Source organism: Mesorhizobium sp. M0016 (assembly GCF_040324035.1).
In the GTDB taxonomy this organism is placed as follows: Bacteria; Pseudomonadota; Alphaproteobacteria; order Rhizobiales; family Rhizobiaceae; genus Mesorhizobium.
This window is the reverse complement of record NZ_JAMYVM010000007.1, coordinates 1-17,605: the sequence shown is the minus strand read 5'-3', so window position 1 is coordinate 17,605 and position 17,605 is coordinate 1. Positions and strand designations below refer to the sequence as shown.

Annotated in this window: 19 protein-coding genes and 1 tRNA gene; 12 read left to right on the top strand and 8 right to left on the bottom strand. The window is 63.3% G+C overall.

From position 1 onward, the window contains the following. Positions 1–7: 7 nt before the first annotated feature. From gatC to NKJ88_RS12480, 3 genes are all read right to left on the bottom strand, one after another. Complete coding sequence (gene gatC / locus NKJ88_RS12490; RefSeq protein ID WP_023670999.1) at positions 8–295, bottom strand: Asp-tRNA(Asn)/Glu-tRNA(Gln) amidotransferase subunit GatC; 288 nt, start codon at positions 293–295, stop codon at positions 8–10. Positions 296–405: 110 nt separating this feature from the next. Then, entirely contained in the window at positions 406–822 is a 417-nt protein-coding gene (locus tag NKJ88_RS12485; RefSeq protein ID WP_023696540.1) for a hypothetical protein, read from the bottom strand. Between the two features lie 44 nt (positions 823–866). Beyond that, the gene (locus NKJ88_RS12480) at positions 867–1,574 is read right to left on the bottom strand and encodes a metal-dependent hydrolase (protein ID WP_023684673.1); all 708 of its coding nucleotides are present in this window, start codon (positions 1,572–1,574) and stop codon (positions 867–869) included. A 181-nt stretch (positions 1,575–1,755) separates the two neighbouring features. Between NKJ88_RS12480 and ruvX the strand changes: the two genes are divergently transcribed. Continuing rightward, positions 1,756–2,262, top strand: a complete 507-nt coding sequence (ruvX, locus tag NKJ88_RS12475; RefSeq protein WP_023742455.1) for a Holliday junction resolvase RuvX — start codon at positions 1,756–1,758, stop codon at positions 2,260–2,262. On the opposite strand, the gene NKJ88_RS12470 is transcribed toward ruvX, so the two are convergent. From NKJ88_RS12470 to NKJ88_RS12460, 3 genes are all read right to left on the bottom strand, one after another. After that, complete coding sequence (locus NKJ88_RS12470; protein ID WP_023670995.1) at positions 2,180–2,521, bottom strand: DUF6105 family protein; 342 nt, start codon at positions 2,519–2,521, stop codon at positions 2,180–2,182. The two genes, ruvX and NKJ88_RS12470, sit on opposite strands and share 83 nt — an antisense overlap. Then, on the bottom strand, positions 2,521–3,108 hold the full coding sequence (locus NKJ88_RS12465; protein ID WP_352444168.1) for a hypothetical protein: 588 nt from the start codon (positions 3,106–3,108) through the stop codon (positions 2,521–2,523). The genes NKJ88_RS12470 and NKJ88_RS12465 overlap by 1 nt, the downstream gene beginning before the upstream one ends. A gap of 124 nt (positions 3,109–3,232) precedes the next feature. Then, positions 3,233–4,861 (bottom strand): DNA alkylation response protein, encoded by a 1,629-nt coding sequence (locus tag NKJ88_RS12460; RefSeq protein ID WP_023670993.1) that lies wholly within the window; start codon positions 4,859–4,861, stop codon positions 3,233–3,235. A gap of 195 nt (positions 4,862–5,056) precedes the next feature. Between NKJ88_RS12460 and NKJ88_RS12455 the strand changes: the two genes are divergently transcribed. Genes NKJ88_RS12455 through dprA form a run of 4 tightly spaced genes read left to right on the top strand, consistent with a single transcriptional unit; the run spans position 5,057 to position 9,091 of the window. After that, on the top strand, positions 5,057–6,022 hold the full coding sequence (locus NKJ88_RS12455) for an aspartate carbamoyltransferase catalytic subunit (protein WP_023806087.1): 966 nt from the start codon (positions 5,057–5,059) through the stop codon (positions 6,020–6,022). Continuing rightward, positions 6,019–7,305, top strand: coding sequence for a dihydroorotase (locus NKJ88_RS12450; RefSeq protein WP_352444166.1), 1,287 nt, complete (start codon positions 6,019–6,021; stop codon positions 7,303–7,305). The genes NKJ88_RS12455 and NKJ88_RS12450 overlap by 4 nt, the downstream gene beginning before the upstream one ends. 56 nt (positions 7,306–7,361) lie before the next feature. Beyond that, complete coding sequence (gene plsY / locus NKJ88_RS12445; protein ID WP_023696534.1) at positions 7,362–7,967, top strand: glycerol-3-phosphate 1-O-acyltransferase PlsY; 606 nt, start codon at positions 7,362–7,364, stop codon at positions 7,965–7,967. Further along, on the top strand, positions 7,964–9,091 hold the full coding sequence (gene dprA / locus NKJ88_RS12440) for a DNA-processing protein DprA (RefSeq protein ID WP_023670989.1): 1,128 nt from the start codon (positions 7,964–7,966) through the stop codon (positions 9,089–9,091). The genes plsY and dprA overlap by 4 nt, the downstream gene beginning before the upstream one ends. Before the next feature lie 217 nt (positions 9,092–9,308). On the opposite strand, the gene NKJ88_RS12435 is transcribed toward dprA, so the two are convergent. Beyond that, on the bottom strand, positions 9,309–10,451 hold the full coding sequence (locus tag NKJ88_RS12435) for a hypothetical protein (protein ID WP_023706211.1): 1,143 nt from the start codon (positions 10,449–10,451) through the stop codon (positions 9,309–9,311). Between the two features lie 240 nt (positions 10,452–10,691). On the opposite strand from NKJ88_RS12435, the gene NKJ88_RS12430 reads away from it, so the two are divergent. From NKJ88_RS12430 to NKJ88_RS12405, 6 genes are all read left to right on the top strand, one after another. After that, positions 10,692–11,576 (top strand): dihydrodipicolinate synthase family protein, encoded by an 885-nt coding sequence (locus NKJ88_RS12430; protein ID WP_023824857.1) that lies wholly within the window; start codon positions 10,692–10,694, stop codon positions 11,574–11,576. Positions 11,577–11,599: 23 nt separating this feature from the next. Next, entirely contained in the window at positions 11,600–12,259 is a 660-nt protein-coding gene (locus NKJ88_RS12425) for a GntR family transcriptional regulator (RefSeq protein WP_352444165.1), read from the top strand. A gap of 63 nt (positions 12,260–12,322) precedes the next feature. Continuing rightward, a complete protein-coding gene (locus NKJ88_RS12420; protein ID WP_352444163.1) occupies positions 12,323–13,660 on the top strand; it encodes an ABC transporter substrate-binding protein in 1,338 nt (445 codons plus the stop codon). Further along, on the top strand, positions 13,660–14,598 hold the full coding sequence (locus NKJ88_RS12415) for a carbohydrate ABC transporter permease (protein WP_023670984.1): 939 nt from the start codon (positions 13,660–13,662) through the stop codon (positions 14,596–14,598). Before NKJ88_RS12420 ends, NKJ88_RS12415 begins: the two co-directional genes overlap by 1 nt. Further along, a complete protein-coding gene (locus NKJ88_RS12410; RefSeq protein WP_023684659.1) occupies positions 14,599–15,420 on the top strand; it encodes a carbohydrate ABC transporter permease in 822 nt (273 codons plus the stop codon). 38 nt (positions 15,421–15,458) lie between these two features. Then, positions 15,459–16,520 (top strand): ABC transporter ATP-binding protein, encoded by a 1,062-nt coding sequence (locus NKJ88_RS12405; RefSeq protein ID WP_352444161.1) that lies wholly within the window; start codon positions 15,459–15,461, stop codon positions 16,518–16,520. A gap of 49 nt (positions 16,521–16,569) precedes the next feature. Here the strand turns inward: NKJ88_RS12405 and NKJ88_RS12400 are convergent. After that, a tRNA-Lys gene (locus NKJ88_RS12400) sits at positions 16,570–16,645 on the bottom strand. Positions 16,646–16,967: 322 nt separating this feature from the next. On the opposite strand from NKJ88_RS12400, the gene NKJ88_RS12395 reads away from it, so the two are divergent. Further along, positions 16,968–17,459, top strand: a complete 492-nt coding sequence (locus NKJ88_RS12395; protein ID WP_023684657.1) for a BA14K family protein — start codon at positions 16,968–16,970, stop codon at positions 17,457–17,459. Positions 17,460–17,605: the final 146 nt, after the last annotated feature.

The window sequence follows — 17,605 nt, the reverse complement described above, 5'->3', positions numbered from 1 at the left end:
CGGCCAGCTACTCCACGACCTTCGGCACGAGGAAGAAATTCTCGTCAGTGGCCGGCGCGTTGGCGACGATATCGGCAGCCTTGTTGCCGTCGGTGACGATGTCTTGGCGCTTCTTCATCTCCATCGGCGTCACCGATGTCATCGGCTCGACGCCGGAGACATCGACCTCGTTCAGCTGCTCGACAAAGCCCAGAATGGCGTTCAGCTCGCCGGTCATGCGCTCGGCATCCTCCTCGCTCACCGCAATGCGGGCGAGACGCGCGACGCGCTTCACAGTTTGCAGATCAACGGACATGTCTTTAGCCTTTGGGAAAACCAGATGGCGCTATAGCGGCGTGGCGCGTTCCGCGCAACATCGATCGTGCTTGGGGATAGAGCCCGTTCATGCCAGGGCGGCATTTCAGCCTAGGGCAGCGATACACCCTCGCACAGATAATAGCTGCCGCCATTGCCGGCCTGCTCGCCTTCGTCGGCGGTCGGGCGCACCGAGACGATGTCGATTTGGGTCGCGTTCATCTGCGTGATCGACAGTATATCGGGAAAGAGAAAGCCCGGCTCCTGGCAGATGGCAGTGACCGCCCAGCTCGGCGAGCGCGTCGCCTTGGTGACCTGGACGAACTCGCAATTATACTCGACGCTTTGCAGGCCGTCCGCCGACAAGATGACATTGCCGGTGTCGATCAGCGTCTGCAGCGTGTCCTTTTTGGCTTGCGCGCAAAGCTCCTGGGTCTGGAGGTAAACGCCCTTGATGAAGTCCTCGGCGGCGGATGCGGGCGACGCCGCAACCAGCATCGACACGCAAAGAGTCACTCTCAAGCCCATGGTTTGATTCCCCTTTGCGACAAGGGATCGTTCAAACGATCGCTTTATAGTGTGATCGTTTGGCCGATCGCTGGCAAGGCTACGTCGACACCTGACCCTTCGAGGCCGGCCACGAACTTCTCCGCCGTCGCGTCGATGATCGGGAAGGTGCCGAAATGGCAGGGAACGACCGTGTCGAAGTGGAAGAAGCGCCGGCAGGCCAGGGCCGCCACCGCGCCGCCCATGGTGAAGCGGTCGCCGACCGGCACGAGGCCGATCTTCGGCTCATGCAGTTCCTCGATCAGCGCCATATCGGAGAAGATGTCGGTGTCGCCCATATGGTAGAGCGTCTTGTCCTCCGGGAAATGCAGGACCAGCCCGTTGGGATTGCCGAGGTAGACGTTCTGGCCGCCATCGAGCCCAAACGACGAGGAATGCAGTGCCTGCACGAAGGTGGTGGTGAAGGCACCGCAATCGACGGTGCCGCCATGATTGCCGGGATTGATCTTCTTGCCGTCGACGCCCTTGCCGACCAGGTACATGCAGATCTCGTAATTGGCGACCAGCTGGGCGCCGCTCTTCTTCAGCACCTCCACCGCGCCGCTGACATGGTCACTGTGGCCGTGGGTCAAAAGCACATGGGTGACGCCTTCCGCCGGCCCCTCCCAGCCGCTCGTCCATGATGGGTTGCCGACGAGATAGGGGTCGATCAGGATGGTCGCGCCTGATGTCTCGACGCGGAAGGCGGAATGTCCGTACCAGGTCAATTTCATCGATCGTGTTCCTCGATTTTGGTTGCGCCGGAAGATAGAACGCCGGCAGCAAAATTAAAGTGACATAGTGTGCTCGCGGTTCAAAAGAACGTGTCGCGGTCTTTGTTACGGCAAGTCTGGGTCACGGTAAGTCTGGGTCACGGTTAAGACTGGGTCACGGTAAAGCTGGTGGGGAAAGCCGTTGGGCATCATAGCAATCGAGGATCTGCCGTCACGCCTGGAAGGCGGCAGGACGCTGGCCGGGCTCGACCTCGGCGACAAGACGATCGGTGTCGCCGTTTCCGACCGCGGCCTGTCCTTTGCCCATCCGCGCCCGGTCATCCTGCGCAAAAAGTTTTCGCTGGATGCGGCAGCGCTGCTCGCCCAACTGCAGAAGGACAATGTCGGCGCGTTTGTGCTCGGTCTTCCGATCAACATGGATGGGTCGGAAGGTCCCCGCGCCCAGAAGTCGCGCGCCTTCGTGCGCAACATGGCAGGCATAACCGACCTGCCCTTCGTGCTGTGGGACGAGCGGCTGTCGACGGTGGCGGCGGAGCGGACGCTGATCGAGATGGATTTCTCGCGCCGAAAGCGCGCCGACAAGATCGATTCGGCGGCTGCGGCCTTTATTCTGCAGGGAGTTCTGGACCGGCTCCAGTCGCTTGACCCACGCGATCGGACGGAACCGGATTCCCCGCCTGCCGCCTGACCCAGGCCATGATGTTGCGGCGGCGGCGAAACGCCCACAATGCCATCAGCAGGAAGCCGTCGAAGATGCAGGCCCTTGCCACCATGCCCGGAATGATCGCCGGATCGATGCCCAGCATCTGCCCGTAGAGCTGGAACACGAAATCATGCAGCTGCCGGCTGAGCATGACGTAGCCGAAATTGATGTCGTTGAGCGACAGGAAGAACCAGCCCCAGAACAGAGCGAGTGGCGCGGCCCACAATGCGAACAGCGTGCGCATCAGTGACCGTCCCTGCGGCTGGAGCCGCCTCTGCGACCGCTGGGACCAATGTCCGGACGGCCGGAAATGCGCGACAGCAAGGAGCCGTGCGCGGCACCCTTGGCTATGGCATGGGCGGTGGCGCGGCTCTCTGCCTCCCGAGAAACCATGACAGCGAAGACCGACCTCCGCTCGGCCAGCATGGCGACATAGGAGGCCAGAAGTGCCGCCAATTGCACGGCGACAACCAAAAACAGGCCGTTGATGCCTCGCGCTGCGCCGCCGATCAGGATGAGCGACAACACCGCGGATGCCGAAATGAAGGCGGTCCGCGCCACACTGTCGGCTCCGTCCGGGCTCGCCGCGGCGTTAACCAGGCTCTCGACGAAGACCCAGCAAAACAGCACCGCCACGACCAGCAAGGCGATGGCCAGCGGCGCCACGACGGCAGCATTGCCGAGATCGGCCAGACGAGTGTTTTCCACGACGACGCCGAGCACGCCCAGAGCGCCCGCAACGCCGCGGTTTCCATCGACACAGATGAACGCCAGCAGGGCGAAAACCAGCGCCCAGTGCAAGGCCAGAAAGGACGTCAAAATGTGCCGCATGGCATTCCTGCTTTGGTGACAAAGACAGTGGGGTCTGCGGCCTGCGGCTGCAACGGAAACCATTCGTTAAGGTTAACGGCTGTCCACAGGCAGGCAAATTCGTTCACGGCCTGGCGGAAGGCCCTCAATTCACCGGCGGATAGAGCGTGTCGATGATCATGCGCGCATCGTGGCGCGAATCGAGCATGCCATAGGTGTTGCGCCACTGGCCGGCGAGCCGCGTCTCGACGAAGGCGTCCGCAATCCGCCCTGCCCCCAGCCGGCGCAATTCCGCAGCTGCCGCCGACAGCGCCAGCTGTTCGGTCAGCAGGCGGGCCGACCCCTCATCGGTGCCGGCGACCTGCATGGCCGCCTTGAGCACGCCAATGGTTCCGCGTCCGCCGGCGCCGAGATCGCGGTCGATGCCGGCCAGCACCTCCTCGAACAGGCCGGGCGCGCGGCCGAGCACGCGCAGCACGTCGAGCGCCATGACATTGCCTGAGCCCTCCCAGATCGCATTGACCGGGGCTTCGCGGTAGTAGCGGGCGAGCGGCGCTTCCTCGACATAGCCATTGCCGCCGAGGCACTCCATCGCCTCATAGAGCAGTGGCGGCGCGATCTTGCAGACCCAGTATTTGACCACCGGGGTCATGGCGCGGGCAAAAGCAGCCTCGCCGCGGTCGCCGGCAGCCTCGTCGAAGGAGCGCGCCAGTCGGAACGAGAGTGCCGTGGCGGCGGCGACATCGAGCGCCATGTCCGCCAGCACGCGCTGCATCAGCGGCTGTTCGATCAGCGTCGAGCCGGCCACCTGGCGGTGACGGGCGTGATGCACGGCCTCAGCCAGCCCCGCTCGCATGATTGCCGACGAGGCGACGGCGCAGTCGAGCCGGGTCAGCGTGACCATGTCCATGATTGTCTTTATGCCGGCGCCGGGCTCGCCGACCATCTCGCCGATGGCGTTGACGAACTCTACCTCCGATGAGGCGTTGGAGCGGTTGCCGAGCTTGTCCTTCAGCCGCTGAAAGCGGAAGCCGTTTCCGGAACCGTCGCCGAGGATGCGCGGGACGAGAAAACAGGAAAGCCCTTCCGGCGCCTGTCCAAGCACGAGAAAAGCGTCCGACATCGGCGCCGACATGAACCATTTGTGGCCGGTGAGGCGATAAAAGCCGCTGCCGGCGCGTTCGGCCCGTGTGGTGTTGGCGCGCACGTCGGTGCCGCCCTGCTTTTCGGTCATGCCCATGCCGAGCGTCAGCCCGGCCTTGTCGACCGGCGGCTTTTGGCTCTGGTCGTATTTGCGCGTCGTCACGCGCGGCGCCCATTCGCGAAACAGCTTTGGGCTGGCCATCAGGGCGGCCAGCGAAGCGCTGGTCATGGTGATGGGGCAGAGATGCCCGGTCTCGAGTTCGGCGGTCAGGTAGAAACGCGCGGCGCGCACCTGATGGCGACGGCCGATCTCGCTATCGCCGTTTTCCCAGATCGAGGAATGCAGGCCGCCGGCAACCGAGCGGCGCATCAGCGCATGATAGGCCGGATGGAATTCGACGAGGTCGATGCGCCGGCCCTGACGGTCATGCGTGCGGAGCTTCGGCGTCTCGACATTGGCGAGGCGCGCCAGCTCCTGCGCCTCCTGCGTCAGGACGAACCGGCCAAGCCCGTCGAGGTCCTTGCGCACCGGATCGGAAAAACGCTCGGCAAGCTGGATCAGCAACGGATCGCCCCGCCAGGCGTTGCCGCCCGTCAGCGGCGGAGGCTGGTTGGTCACGTCGTCGGTCACGCCCAATCCTTCTGAAAGTAGAAGGGCCTTCTAACGCAAGAAAGGCCTCACATCACAAGGCTTCGAATCCGAAGCAATCGGCTAGATATAGCCCAAGGCAGGCGGCGCGCGCGACGAAAATACCGGGGAGAAAGGCCGCAATCCCAAGCTGGCGCTTGCGGCAAGGAATTCTCCCCCCTATAGCAGCGCCTTGAGATGACCGACGCTTCGTCCCTGCCGCTTTATCCTCACCGCCATCTTCTGGGCATCCGCGATCTTTCCCCCGGTGACATCGAGCTTCTGCTCGACCGGGCAGATCGCGCCGTCGCCATTTCGCGGCAGTCCGAAAAGAAGACCTCGACGCTGCGCGGCCGCACCCAGATCAACCTCTTCTACGAAGCCTCGACGCGCACGCAGTCGTCGTTCGAACTGGCCGGGAAACGGCTCGGCGCCGACGTCATGAACATGTCGGTGGCGAGCTCTTCGGTGAAGAAGGGCGAGACGCTGATCGACACGGCGATGACGCTGAACGCCATGCGCCCCGACATCCTGATCATCCGCCACCAGTCTGCGGGCGCCGCCGCCCTTTTGGCGCAGAAGGTCGGCTGCTCGGTGGTCAATGCCGGCGACGGCGCGCATGAACACCCAACGCAGGCGCTGCTCGACGCGCTGACTATCCGCCGCGCCAAGGGGCCGCTGTCGAAACTGATCGTAGCGATCTGCGGCGACATCCTGCATTCTCGCGTGGCGCGTTCCAACATCATGCTGTTGAACGCGCTTGGTGCGCAGGTGCGTGTGGTGGCGCCGTCGACCCTGCTACCGTCCGGCATCGAGAAAATGGGCGTCATCGTCTCGCGCTCGATGGCAGAGGGCCTCAAGGGCGCGGACGTGGTGATGATGCTGCGCCTGCAGCGCGAGCGGATGGAAGGCGCCTTCGTGCCTTCGGTACGCGAATATTTCCGCTATTTCGGCCTCGATGCCGAAAAGCTGAAGGCCGCCAAGGACGGCGCGCTGGTGATGCATCCCGGTCCGATGAACCGCGGCGTCGAGATTGCGTCCGAAATCGCCGACGGTCCGCAAAGCGTCATCCAGGAACAGGTCGAGATGGGGGTGGCCGTGCGCATGGCGGTCATGGAAGCGCTGCTCGATCCCCGCCGCAATGCAGAGGGCCGCGGCGCATGAGCACGACGGTCTTTGAGCGCGCCCGCATCGTCGACCCGTCACGCGGCATCGACGAGGTCGGCACCGTCATCGTCGAAGGGAAAAAGATCGTTGCCGCCGGCAAGGCTGCCCTGAACCAGGGCCTGCCGGCGGGAGCCACCGTGGTCGACTGCGCCGGCAAGGCGATCATTCCCGGCCTGATCGACGCGCGCGTCTTCATCGGCGAACCGGGCGGCGAACATCGCGAGACCATCGCTTCGGCCAGCGTTGCGGCGGCGGCCGGCGGCGTCACCTCCGTCGTCATGATGCCCGACACCGACCCGGTGATCGACAATGTCGCGCTGGTCGAATTCGTGCTGCGCACCGCCCGGGACACGGCAAGCGTCAACATCTTTCCGGCGGCGGCGATCACCAAAGGCCTCGCCGGTCGCGAGATGACCGAATTCGGCCTGTTGCGCGAGGCCGGTGCGGTCGCCTTCACCGATGGGCGGCACACAATATCCAGCGCACTGGTGATGCGCCGGGCGCTGACCTATGCCCGCGATTTCGGCGGCGTCATCGCACATGAGACACAGGATGGCGACCTCGCTTCGGCGGGCGTGATGAATGAAGGCCTGTATGCCAGCTGGCTCGGCCTTGCCGGCATTCCGCGCGAGGCCGAGTCCATCCCGCTGGAGCGCGACCTGGCGCTGGCACGGCTGACGCGCGGCGCCTACCACGCGGCCAAGATCTCGACGGCGATGGCAGCGCAAGCGATGACGCGCGCGAAAGCCGACAAGGCCAATGTCACGGCGGGCGTGGCGATCCACAATCTGTCGCTGAACGAGAACGATGTCGGGAAATACCGCACCTTCTTCCGGCTGACGCCGCCTTTGCGCGCGGAGGAAGACCGGCTGGCCATGATCGAGGCGGTCAAGGACGGCACGATCGACATCATCGTCTCCTCGCACGACCCGCAGGATGTCGACACCAAGCGCCTTCCCTTCGCCGATGCAGCTGCCGGCGCGATCGGGTTGGAGACGCTGCTTGGAGCAGCGCTTCGGCTCTACCACAATGGCGACGTGCCGCTACTTCGGCTGGTCGAAACACTGTCCACCGCACCAGCAAGGCTGTTCGGCCTGCCGGGCGGCACGCTGAAGCCGGGAGCGCCGGCCGATCTTGCGCTGATCGACCTTGAAGAACCCTGGATCGTGAGTGAAAGCGGCATCCGCTCGCGCTCGAAAAACACCTGCTTCGAAGGTGCGCGGCTGCAAGGCATGGTCTTGCAAACGCTGGTGGCGGGCCGCACAGTGTTTTCGAGCTAGAGCGATCGCGCCACGTCGCAGACCGATATGTTGCTGGGGAAATGCGGGGGCAAACAATGAGTTATAACGTTATCCTGGCATTGCTGTTCGGCTATCTCCTCGGCTCGATTCCCTTCGGCCTCTTGATCACCCGCGCGGCCGGCCTCGGCGATGTGCGCAAAATCGGCTCCGGCAATATCGGCGCCACCAACGTTCTGCGCACCGGCAACAAGGGCCTCGCCGCCGCGACGCTGGTGCTCGACGCGTTGAAGGGTACGGCGGCGGTGATGATCGCGCGCCATTTTGGACACGACTACGGACTGTGGGCCGGCCTTGGACTCTGGGCGGGCCTTGGCGCCTTCCTTGGCCATCTGTTTCCGGTCTGGCTCGGTTTCAAGGGCGGCAAGGGCGTGGCGACCTATCTCGGCGTGCTGATCGCGCTCGGCTGGCATGTGGCGCTGATCTTTATCGTCGTCTGGCTGGCGATGGCTTTTCTGTTTCGCTATTCCTCGCTGGCAGCGCTGACGGCGGCGGTCATCGTGCCGATCGCGCTTTATTTCTGGAGCACACCTGAGACCGCCGGGCTGTTCCTGGTGATGAGCCTGATCGTCATCTTCAAACATCGCGCCAACATTTCGCGCCTTCTTGCCGGCACCGAAGGCAAGATCGGAGCCAAGGGTTGAGCAAGCCCGCCGCCGGGCCGCGCCTCAGCGACCGGCAGCGGCTGAGCTGGCTGCGGCTGATCCGCACACAAAATGTCGGCCCGGCCTCGTTTCGCGAATTGATCAACCGCTTTGGTTCGGCGGAGGCGGCGTTGGAGATGCTGCCCGAGCTGATGATTTCGGGCGGAGCCAAAAGGATCATGCGCATTCCTTCCGTGGAGGAAGCCGAAGCGGAACTCGACGCAGCCAGTGAAAACGGCGCCCGCTTCGTCGGCATCGGCGAGGCCGACTACCCGCCGATGCTGAAAAACATGGACAATCCGCCGCCGCTGATTGCCGTGAAGGGCGAGGCAGCCGTCTTTCGCCTGCCGGCGGTGGCCATCGTCGGCGCCCGCAACGCGTCGCTCGCCGGCATCAAGATGGCGCGCATGCTGGCGGCGGATCTTGGCCGCGACGGCTACGTCATCGTTTCCGGCCTGGCGCGCGGCATCGACACGGCAGCACACCAGGGCAGTCTCTCGACTGGTACAGTGGGTGTGCTGGCCGGTGGGCTCGATGTCCCCTACCCGCCCGAAAATATCGGCTTGTGCGACGACATTGCCGAGCGTGGCGGCGCCGTTATTTCGGAAATGCCGTTCGGCTGGCAGCCGCGGGCGCAGGATTTTCCGCGCCGCAACCGGCTTGTCGCGGGCGCCGCCCTCGGACTGGTGGTGATCGAAGCTGCGCAACGCTCCGGCTCGCTGATCAGCGCGCGCCTGGCCGGCGAGATGGGCCGGCTGGTCTTTGCCGTACCGGGTTCGCCGCTCGATCCGCGCTGCGCCGGCTCCAACGGGCTGCTCAAGGATGGCGCCACCCTGGTCACCGAGGCGGCCGATGTTTCCGGTGCGATCGCACCCTTGGCGGGCACGCGAACGCGAAGCATTGCGCCGCCAGAAAAGGCACCCGATTTTTCGGCAACACCCCCGCCCGGTGAGGACGAACGCAGCGGCGTGCTCGAGGCGCTGGGCCCAACGCCGGTGGGCGTGGACGAGATCATCCGCCACACCGGCCTCAACGCCGCGCAAGTCTCCATGGTGCTGCTGGAACTCGACCTTGCCGGCCGCATCGAGCGCCATGCCGGCGGCAATGTCTCACTGGTTTCGTGACGTTCCAGCCGATCCCGCCGCACGTCGGCCGCAACTCACGCGTCGAGGGTCACGCCGGCGGCGCCAACGCCGGTACAGATGCCACCGCAGGGTATTTTCCAGGCGGCTCTCGAAAAAGCACTCCGCCATTCCAGGGCTCTCCGTTGCACTGACGATCACGCTCGCGATGGCATACTCGACAGCTGACGAAAACCGGGCTCGACAGTCTGCGCATCAGTCAGCGGAACAGATACTTCGATACCTCCGGATTGCCACGGCGCCACATCACATTGTCCAGAAAATAATGGTGCACATTGATGAAGATGAGCACGATGAAGAAGAACAGCGATGACCCCAGCACTTGCCTGTCATAGGGAATCAAAGCCGTCAGCGCGGATGGGATCAGCCAGAAGCCGAGATAGCCAAGGGCCGTGCCGCCGACGATGAAGCCGAGGAGCCGAAACCTGTAGAGGGGGCCGAGAAAGGACAGGATTTTCGGCTGCGGATCGCGTTCGGCATCGGAGCTGTCACGCTCAACATTGGTCTGATAGCGCCAGACCACGGCGAGGTACTGCAGCGAGTGGAGCGCCGGCACGATCAGCAGCCAGAGCGGATTTATTCTCACAATCAGGATCCAGAGATAGAGCGACGCGACGTAGGCCACGATGCCGTTATAGGGCAGCTTGCCACCGTTCTTTCGCCAGCGATTGACCAGCATCAAAAGCGTAGCCGCCGTCGAAGCAATGGCTGCCAGCAAGGCGATGTCGGTGATCCAGGAAGGGACCGCGAAGGTGTAATAGTCGAGGCCGTAATATTTGCCCTGGGTGACCGCCGTATTCGTCTGCAGCCACGAAAGGATCCACACGGCATAGGAGTTTACCAGCAGCACCTTCTTGTCGCGATCGTCGAAGAATTTGCGCTTCAGCACCGCGTCCACCATCAGCATGCCGTAGCCCTGCTTGACGTAGTGCCAGCCGACGAAAAAGAACATGGCGTTGGTGGCAAAGCCGAGCAGCCGCGTGTTCGCCGCCACCGCGCCATAGGCAAAGAACCCGGCCATGACCAGGGGCACGACAATGCCCGCGAAGATGTAGCGGAGTTGCAGGCTCCTGTCGTAGCCGTCGCCCGTCACCTTGCGCCCGAAATTGCGATAGAAAAGCTGGTAGGAGTGGGCGAAGTGGGGATAGTTCACGAGATAGGCGACGACGACCATCGTTGCGGCCACCGGCCCCTCATATTCGAGCGGAACGAGAAACAGCACCGGCAGGATGAGAAACGCGCTGCCGCCCAGCATGAGGAAATCGGCGACCGGGCCGAAGAGGTACTTTTGAGGCGCCGCCGCCTTAGGAGCGACAGCATCCGCCGAAAGCTGAAGTGTCATGTCAGAACCCTCCCCTGGGAAAGGCTGAGTTTAGCCATCGACTGGGATGGGGACAAGGTTGGAGCTGCCGCTCCGTGCCCTAACACTGGGGCCATCCTGCTGTTTCGCCAATGGTCTCGATCCGCCATGGGCTTCGAACCCGTGAAGGCCCTCCGCTGTTAAAAAAGCGCACCACCCCAATTTACGACTAACATGTTAGTGTGCTAGCACGGCATACACACCTACTTCGGAGACCTTCCGGTGACATCACGCTTTGGCCTTTCGGCCGCTCTCGCCACGCCTTTCGATGCCCGCGGGCAGATCGCCACCGCTCCCATGATCGCTCAGGCCAAAAGTTGCCTGGCGCAGGGTTGCGGCAGCGTGACGCTTTTCGGCACCACAGGGGAAGGCGCGTCGGTGGGCACGACGGAGCGGCGGTCGGTGACCGAAGCCATGCTGGCTGCTGGAATCTTGCCGCATCAACTCGTTGCCGGCGTGCTGGTCGACGCCGCCGAAGACGCCGCCGAACAGGCACAGCATGCCTTGCAGCGAGGCGCCCGAAACATTCTGCTGGCCCCGCCGAGCTACTTCAAGAATGTCGGCGAGGACGGCCTTTTCGGCTGGTTCTCCGCCGTCTTTGCCGCGCTCGGCCCCCTCGCCCGTGACGTGCTGCTCTACAACATCCCTTCGGTTACCATGGTGCAGCTTTCCCTTGGCCTGATCGGCCGGTTGCGCACTGCTTTTCCCGACGTGGTCGCCGGGGTCAAGGATTCCGGTGGAAATTGGAGCTACAGCGAGGCGCTGCTTGCCGCCCACGGCGATCTGGTGATCCTGATCGGCGATGAAAGGCATCTGGCGCGTGCGGTGCGACTGGGTGCTCAAGGCGCAATCTCGGGCATGGCCAATTTCGCCCCGGGCGAAATCCGCGCCATGGCCGAGGACGGGCGCGACGATCCTCGCGTCGAAAGTTTTGTGCTCGAATTGCTGAAATATCCGGTCACCCCCGCGGTAAAGGTCATGGTGGCGCGCAAGACCGGCGACGAGCGCTGGCTGGCGGTCCGTCCGCCGCTGGAGCCGATTGCGTTGCAAGGGCAGCAGCAGCTTGCCGCAGCCTATGACAGCCTGTTTGCCAGGGAACCGGCCTGACCGGCAAAGGGAAGCGCGCCGAAATGGAAGACGGCAACGAACCGACCACCCTCAGGGAGAAGGCCTATGCCAGCTTCACGCGGCATTTGCTGGCGCGCGACTTCAAGCCGGGCCAGTTCGTGTCGCAACGTGAGCTGGTTGCCTTCACCGGACTGCCGCTCGGCGCCATTCGCGAGATCGTGCCGCGTCTCGAGGCGGAAGGACTGCTGACGACCATCCCGCAGCGCGGCATGCAGATCGCCCATATAGACATCAGCCTGATCCGCGAGGCCTTTCAGTTCCGCCTGTTCATGGAGCGTGAAGCGGTGGCGCTGTTTACGGTCAGCGCCTCCGACGCCGAGCTTGCCCGCTTGCGGCGCGAGCATGAGGACATGCTTGCCCAGGCGCTGGCGCAAACCCCGACGCCGGAGATGGAGGCCAAGGCGCAGACCATCGACTGGGCCATGCACGACACGTTCATCGATGCGCTGGGCAACGAGATCATCGCCAAGGCCTATCTGGTCAATTCGGTGAAGATCCGCCTGATCCACCAGGAGCGGTTCCGTATCGACGGGCGCGTCGTGCCGGTGATGCGCGAGCACCTGGCGGTGATCGAAGCCATGGAGAGCCGCGATCCAGAGAAGGCGGTCGAGGCGATCAGTCTGCATATCGACAAGGCGCGCCGGCTGGCGCTGCAGATCTGAGGAAACCTGAGCCGCACCGCGGTCCGCGATGCAATCGACAACGACAACAACCGGGAGGAAGAAATGTCGTCCAATCTGTTCAACCCAACCAGGAGGCAACTGCTTCAGGGAACCGCAGCGCTTGCCGCCGCCGGCTTTGCGGGCGTTCGCCCAAGCTTTGCCGCCGGCGTCGACTGGAAGCGCTTTGCGGGAACGACGCTTGACGTCAATCTGGTGAAAAGCCCGCGCAGCGACACGCTGATAAAATACATCGCCGAGTTCGAGGAACTGACCGGCATCAAGGTCAATGCCGAGGCGACGCCCGAACAGCAGCAGCGCCAGAAGACGGTGATCGAACTGAGCTCCGGCAAACCGAGCTTCGACGTCGTGCATCTGAGCTACCACGTGCAGAAGCGCCAGTTCGAAAAGGGCGGCTGGCTGGCCGACATATCAGGCTATCTCGCCGACCCGACCCTGACCGATCCTACGCTGGTGGAAACCGATTTCGCCGATGCCGGCATGCTGTTTGCCAAGGACGGCCAGGGCGTGTTGCGCTCGCTGCCGTTCTCAGTCGACTACTGGATCGTCTACTGGAACAAGGAATTGTTCGAGGCCAAGGGCCTCAAATACCCTGAAACCTTCGAGCAACTGGTGGCGGCCGCCGAAGCGCTGACCGACCCGTCGACCAACACCTACGGCTTTGTCGCCCGCGGCCTGAAAAACGCCAACACGCCGGTATGGACGTCGCTGATGCTCGGCTACGACATGACGCCGCTCGATGACAAGGGCAAGCTGCGCACGACCTCGCCCGAGGCGATCGAGGCCGCCAGCCTCTACCAGCGGCTGATGACCAAGTCGGCGCCTCCAGGCGTCACCGGATTCAACTGGGCCGAAGCCCAGTCCGCCTTCCTGCAAGGCAAGATCGGCATGTGGTTCGATGGCGTCGGCTTTGCCCCGCCGATGGAAAATCCGGAAAAGTCGCGTGTGGTCGGCAAGGTTGGCTACGGCGTCATGCCCAAAGGGCCCAAGGCGCATGCCGCCGGCACCTTTGGCGACGGCCTCGGCGTGACGGCCGCCAGCGAGAAGAAGGAGGCCGCCTATCTCTTCTGCCAGTGGGCGATTTCGCCCGCCATGGGCACGCGCCTGCTGCAGGCGGGTGCCGGCGTGCCGTTCCGCAAGTCGGTGCTGGAAGATCCCAAGGTGCGCGAAGGCGTCACCATGCCGGCGAGCTGGCTCGATGCCGTGGTCGGCTCGGGCAATGTCAGCCGGCTGTCGCTGCCGGTCATCATTCCGGTCACCGAGTTCCGCGATATCTATGGCGTGGCGCTGACCAATCTGATCGCCGGCGCCGATCCGGCGGAGGAACTGAAGAAGGCCACCGAGCAGTTCCAGCCGGTGCTCGACCGGAGCGAGCAAGGCTGATGTCCGCCATCACCCCAGAACGCACCGGGGTGACGACGCAAGCCATCGAAGGGGGCCAGACCATCCGTCTGGCTCCCAACTACTGGCCTTTCGTCGTCCCGGCGCTCGTCGTCGTCGGCGCCGTGATCGTCTTTCCCTGGGCCTTCACACTGTGGATGAGCGTCAACCGCTGGACCCTCGGCCAGGCGCGAAGCTTTGCCGGGATGGAAAACTATCTGCGGCTGGCCGTCGACCAACGCTTCTGGGAATCGCTTTTCCATACGCTGACCTACACGGCGCTTTCGGTCGCGGCGCCGATGTTCCTTGGCACTGTCGCGGCGCTGATCTTCGACGCCAAATTTCCGCTGCGCGGCCTGTTGCGCGGCGTCTTCGTCATGCCGATGATGGCAACGCCAGTCGCCGTGGCGCTGGTCTGGACGATGATGTTCCATCCCCAGCTTGGCGTGCTCAACTATCTGTTGTCGCTGGTCGGCATCCCGGCGCAGGAATGGATCTTTAATGCCAGGACGGTCATCCCGTCCCTGGTTGCGGTCGAGACCTGGCAGTGGACGCCGCTGGTGATGCTGATCGTGCTGGGCGGCTTGGCCTCCGTGCCGCGCGAGCCCTTCGAGAGCGCCGAGATCGATGGCGCCAACGCCTGGCAGCAATTCCGCTATCTCACCTTGCCGATGATCGCGCCGTTCCTGATGATCGCGATGATCATCCGCACCATCGATGCGTTGAAGAGTTTTGACATCATCTACGCCATGACCCAGGGCGGACCGGGCACGGCCTCGGAAACCATCAACATCTATCTCTACAACACCGCCTTCTCCTACTACGACATCGGCTATGGCTCGGCCATGGCCGTGGTGTTCTTCATCGTCATCGTCGCGCTGTCCTTCATCCTGCTGATGCTGCGCCAGCGCTCCCAATGGATCGGGGTGGAGGGCAAATAGATGAGTTCACGGCTGCTCAACCGGATCGGGCTGTTTTTCGCGGCTCTGGTCTTCGTCTCGCCGGCGATCCTGTTCTTCCTCTGGATGGTCTCGCTGTCGCTGAAGTTCGAGATCGACAACGGTGCATACCCGCCGATCCTGATCCCGGAACATCTCGCCTGGTCGAACTATGTGAAGGTATTCGAGGAGAACAATTTCCTGCTCTATTTCTGGAATTCGGTTCTGGTGACGGGCACGGCAACGTTGCTGGCGCTGCTGATCGGCGTGCCGGCCGGCTATGGCATCGCGCGGCTCAAGGCCGAACGCTCGGCGGTGGTCATCATGATCGCCCGCATGACGCCGGGGCTTTCCTATCTCATTCCGCTGTTCCTGCTGTTCCAGTGGGTCGGCATTCTCGGCACGCTGTGGCCGCAGATCATCATCCATCTGGTGGTGACGGTGCCGATCGTGGTCTGGGTGATGATCGGCTATTTCGAGACCACGCCGATGGAGCTGGAAGAAGCGGCCAACATCGATGGCGCCAGTTCCTGGCAGGTGTTCCGGCTGGTCGCCTTGCCCATCGCCAAGCCGGGCATTGTCGTCGCCTTCATCCTGTCGATCATCTTCTCATGGAACAATTTCGTCTTCGGCATTGTGCTCGCCAGCCGCGAGACTCGCACGCTGCCGGTCGCCGTCTACAACATGCTTTCCTACGAGCAGGTGAGCTGGGGTCCGCTCGCCGCCGCGGCACTTGTGGTGACGCTGCCGGTGCTGGTGCTGACCCTGTTCGCGCAAAGGCAGATCGTCGCCGGGCTGACCGCAGGCGCCGTCAAGGGCGGCTGAGGCACGGCCCCGACATCACTCATTCCGGGAGAAATCCAATGGCATCGGTAACAATCAACAACGTTCAGAAGGCTTTCGGAGCCGCCAAGATCATCCACGATGTCAGCGTCGACATCGCCGATGGCGAATTCGTCATCCTGGTCGGGCCGTCGGGCTGCGGAAAGTCGACGCTGCTGCGCATGATTGCCGGACTGGAAACGATCTCGGGCGGCAGGATCGCCATTGGCGATCGCGTCGTCAACAATCTCAGGGCGCGCGACCGAAACATCGCCATGGTGTTCCAGAACTACGCGCTCTATCCGCATATGACGGTGGCCGACAATATGGGCTTTGCCCTGAAGATCAAGAAAGCCGATCCGGCCGACACCGCCGGCCGCGTCGGCAGGGCCGCCAGCATTCTCGGCCTGGACAAGCTGCTCGACCGCTATCCGCGTCAGCTTTCCGGCGGCCAGCGCCAGCGCGTCGCCATGGGCCGGGCCATCGTGCGCGACCCGCAGGTGTTCCTGTTCGACGAGCCGCTGTCCAATCTCGACGCCAAATTGCGAGTGCAGATGCGCGGCGAGATCAAGGCGCTGCACCAGCGGCTGGGAACCACCACCATCTACGTCACCCACGACCAGATCGAGGCCATGACCATGGCCGACAAGATCGTCGTGCTGCATGACGGCCTCGTCGAGCAGATCGGCGCGCCGCTCGATCTCTACGATCGCCCGGCCAACCTCTTCGTTGCCGGCTTCATCGGCTCGCCGGCGATGAATTTCATTCGCGGCCATGTCGAGGAAGGCGTTTTCCGCAGCGCAGGTGGACTGATCTTGCCGTTGCCGGAAGGCAGCGACCTGGCAAACATACCCGGCCGCGACCTCATCTACGGCATTCGCCCCGAACATATCCGTGCGACGACCGCCAAAGGAATCCCCGGCACGATCGTGCTTCTGGAAGCAACGGGTTCGGAAATCTTTGCCAGGGTCGACTGCGCCGGAGAAGAAATCTCCTGCCTTTTCCGCGAGCGGCTGGCACTGAAACAGGGCGAGCAGATGCGCATCGAGATCGACCGCGCCTGTGCTCATCTGTTCGACGTCAAGACCGGGCGGCGATTGTAGGCGGCGATGGGGGCTGCTGACAGGGAGCAACTTCCGCACGAAATATTTCTGGTGAGCGCGTCGGGGTTCGAACCCGAGACCTACTGATTAAAAGTCAGTTGCTCTACCGGCTGAGCTACGCGCTCCCGCGGGCTCTAAAGGCCGCCCTCGAAATTGCGCGGAACATAGGGAGAGTGCCGCGACCGGTCAACCGGAAAAAGATGGCCGTTCCATCGGGGTTTCGGCCATCGCCCGACGCGCCGCAAATTGCGTCGTCACCAGCCCGGTGAGCCGCTCCCGCAACGTGGTCGCCGCGTCGATCTGTTGGCGCGCGAGACGCGCCTTTTCTCACGCGCCACATTCGAGAAACATTACAAATCAGCAACTTACTGTTTTGGTGGGAACCATCGCACGAGCGGGCCGTTTTCGTCTCACAAGGGACGTCAACCACCCTTCAAGGAGAAGATCATGAACAAGATCGCAACGGGTCTACTGGCGACCACCCTGTCAATTTCGTTTGCCGCGGCCGCCGCTATGCCGGCCAATGCCGCCCAGATGTTCGTGCCCCAGTCATCAGCAACTTCGTCCGACATCGTGAATGTGGGCGATTCTCGTCATGACAACTGGCGGTGGATGCGCCATGGCAACCGCAATTCCGGCAATCGCGATTTCCGCGTGGGCCGCCAGTTCTCGCGCAACAATGATGGCGGCAGCTATTGGAATGGCCATCGCGGCTATCGCGAATATCACCGCGGCTATCGCCGTCACGGCGACTACTGGTTCCCGCTGGCTGCCTTCGCCACCGGCGCCCTGATCACCGGCGCGATCGTCAACAGCGAGAACAACCGCGGCGATGCCCATGTGCAGTGGTGCTACGACCGCTATCGGTCGTACCGCGCTTCGGACAACACATTCCAGCCCAATTACGGCCCGCGTCAACAGTGCAATTCGCCCTATTGAGCTGAGTTGGTACCAAGTGCTGAGTAGAAAAGCGCGCGCCGGGCGCGGCGCGGGGGGTTTCGGAGGTGGGTGGTTTTAACCTATACCCGCCCCCGCGCCCGGGGTAGGGGTGGTGTGGGGGGGGGGGGGTTGAAAAAAAATATGGG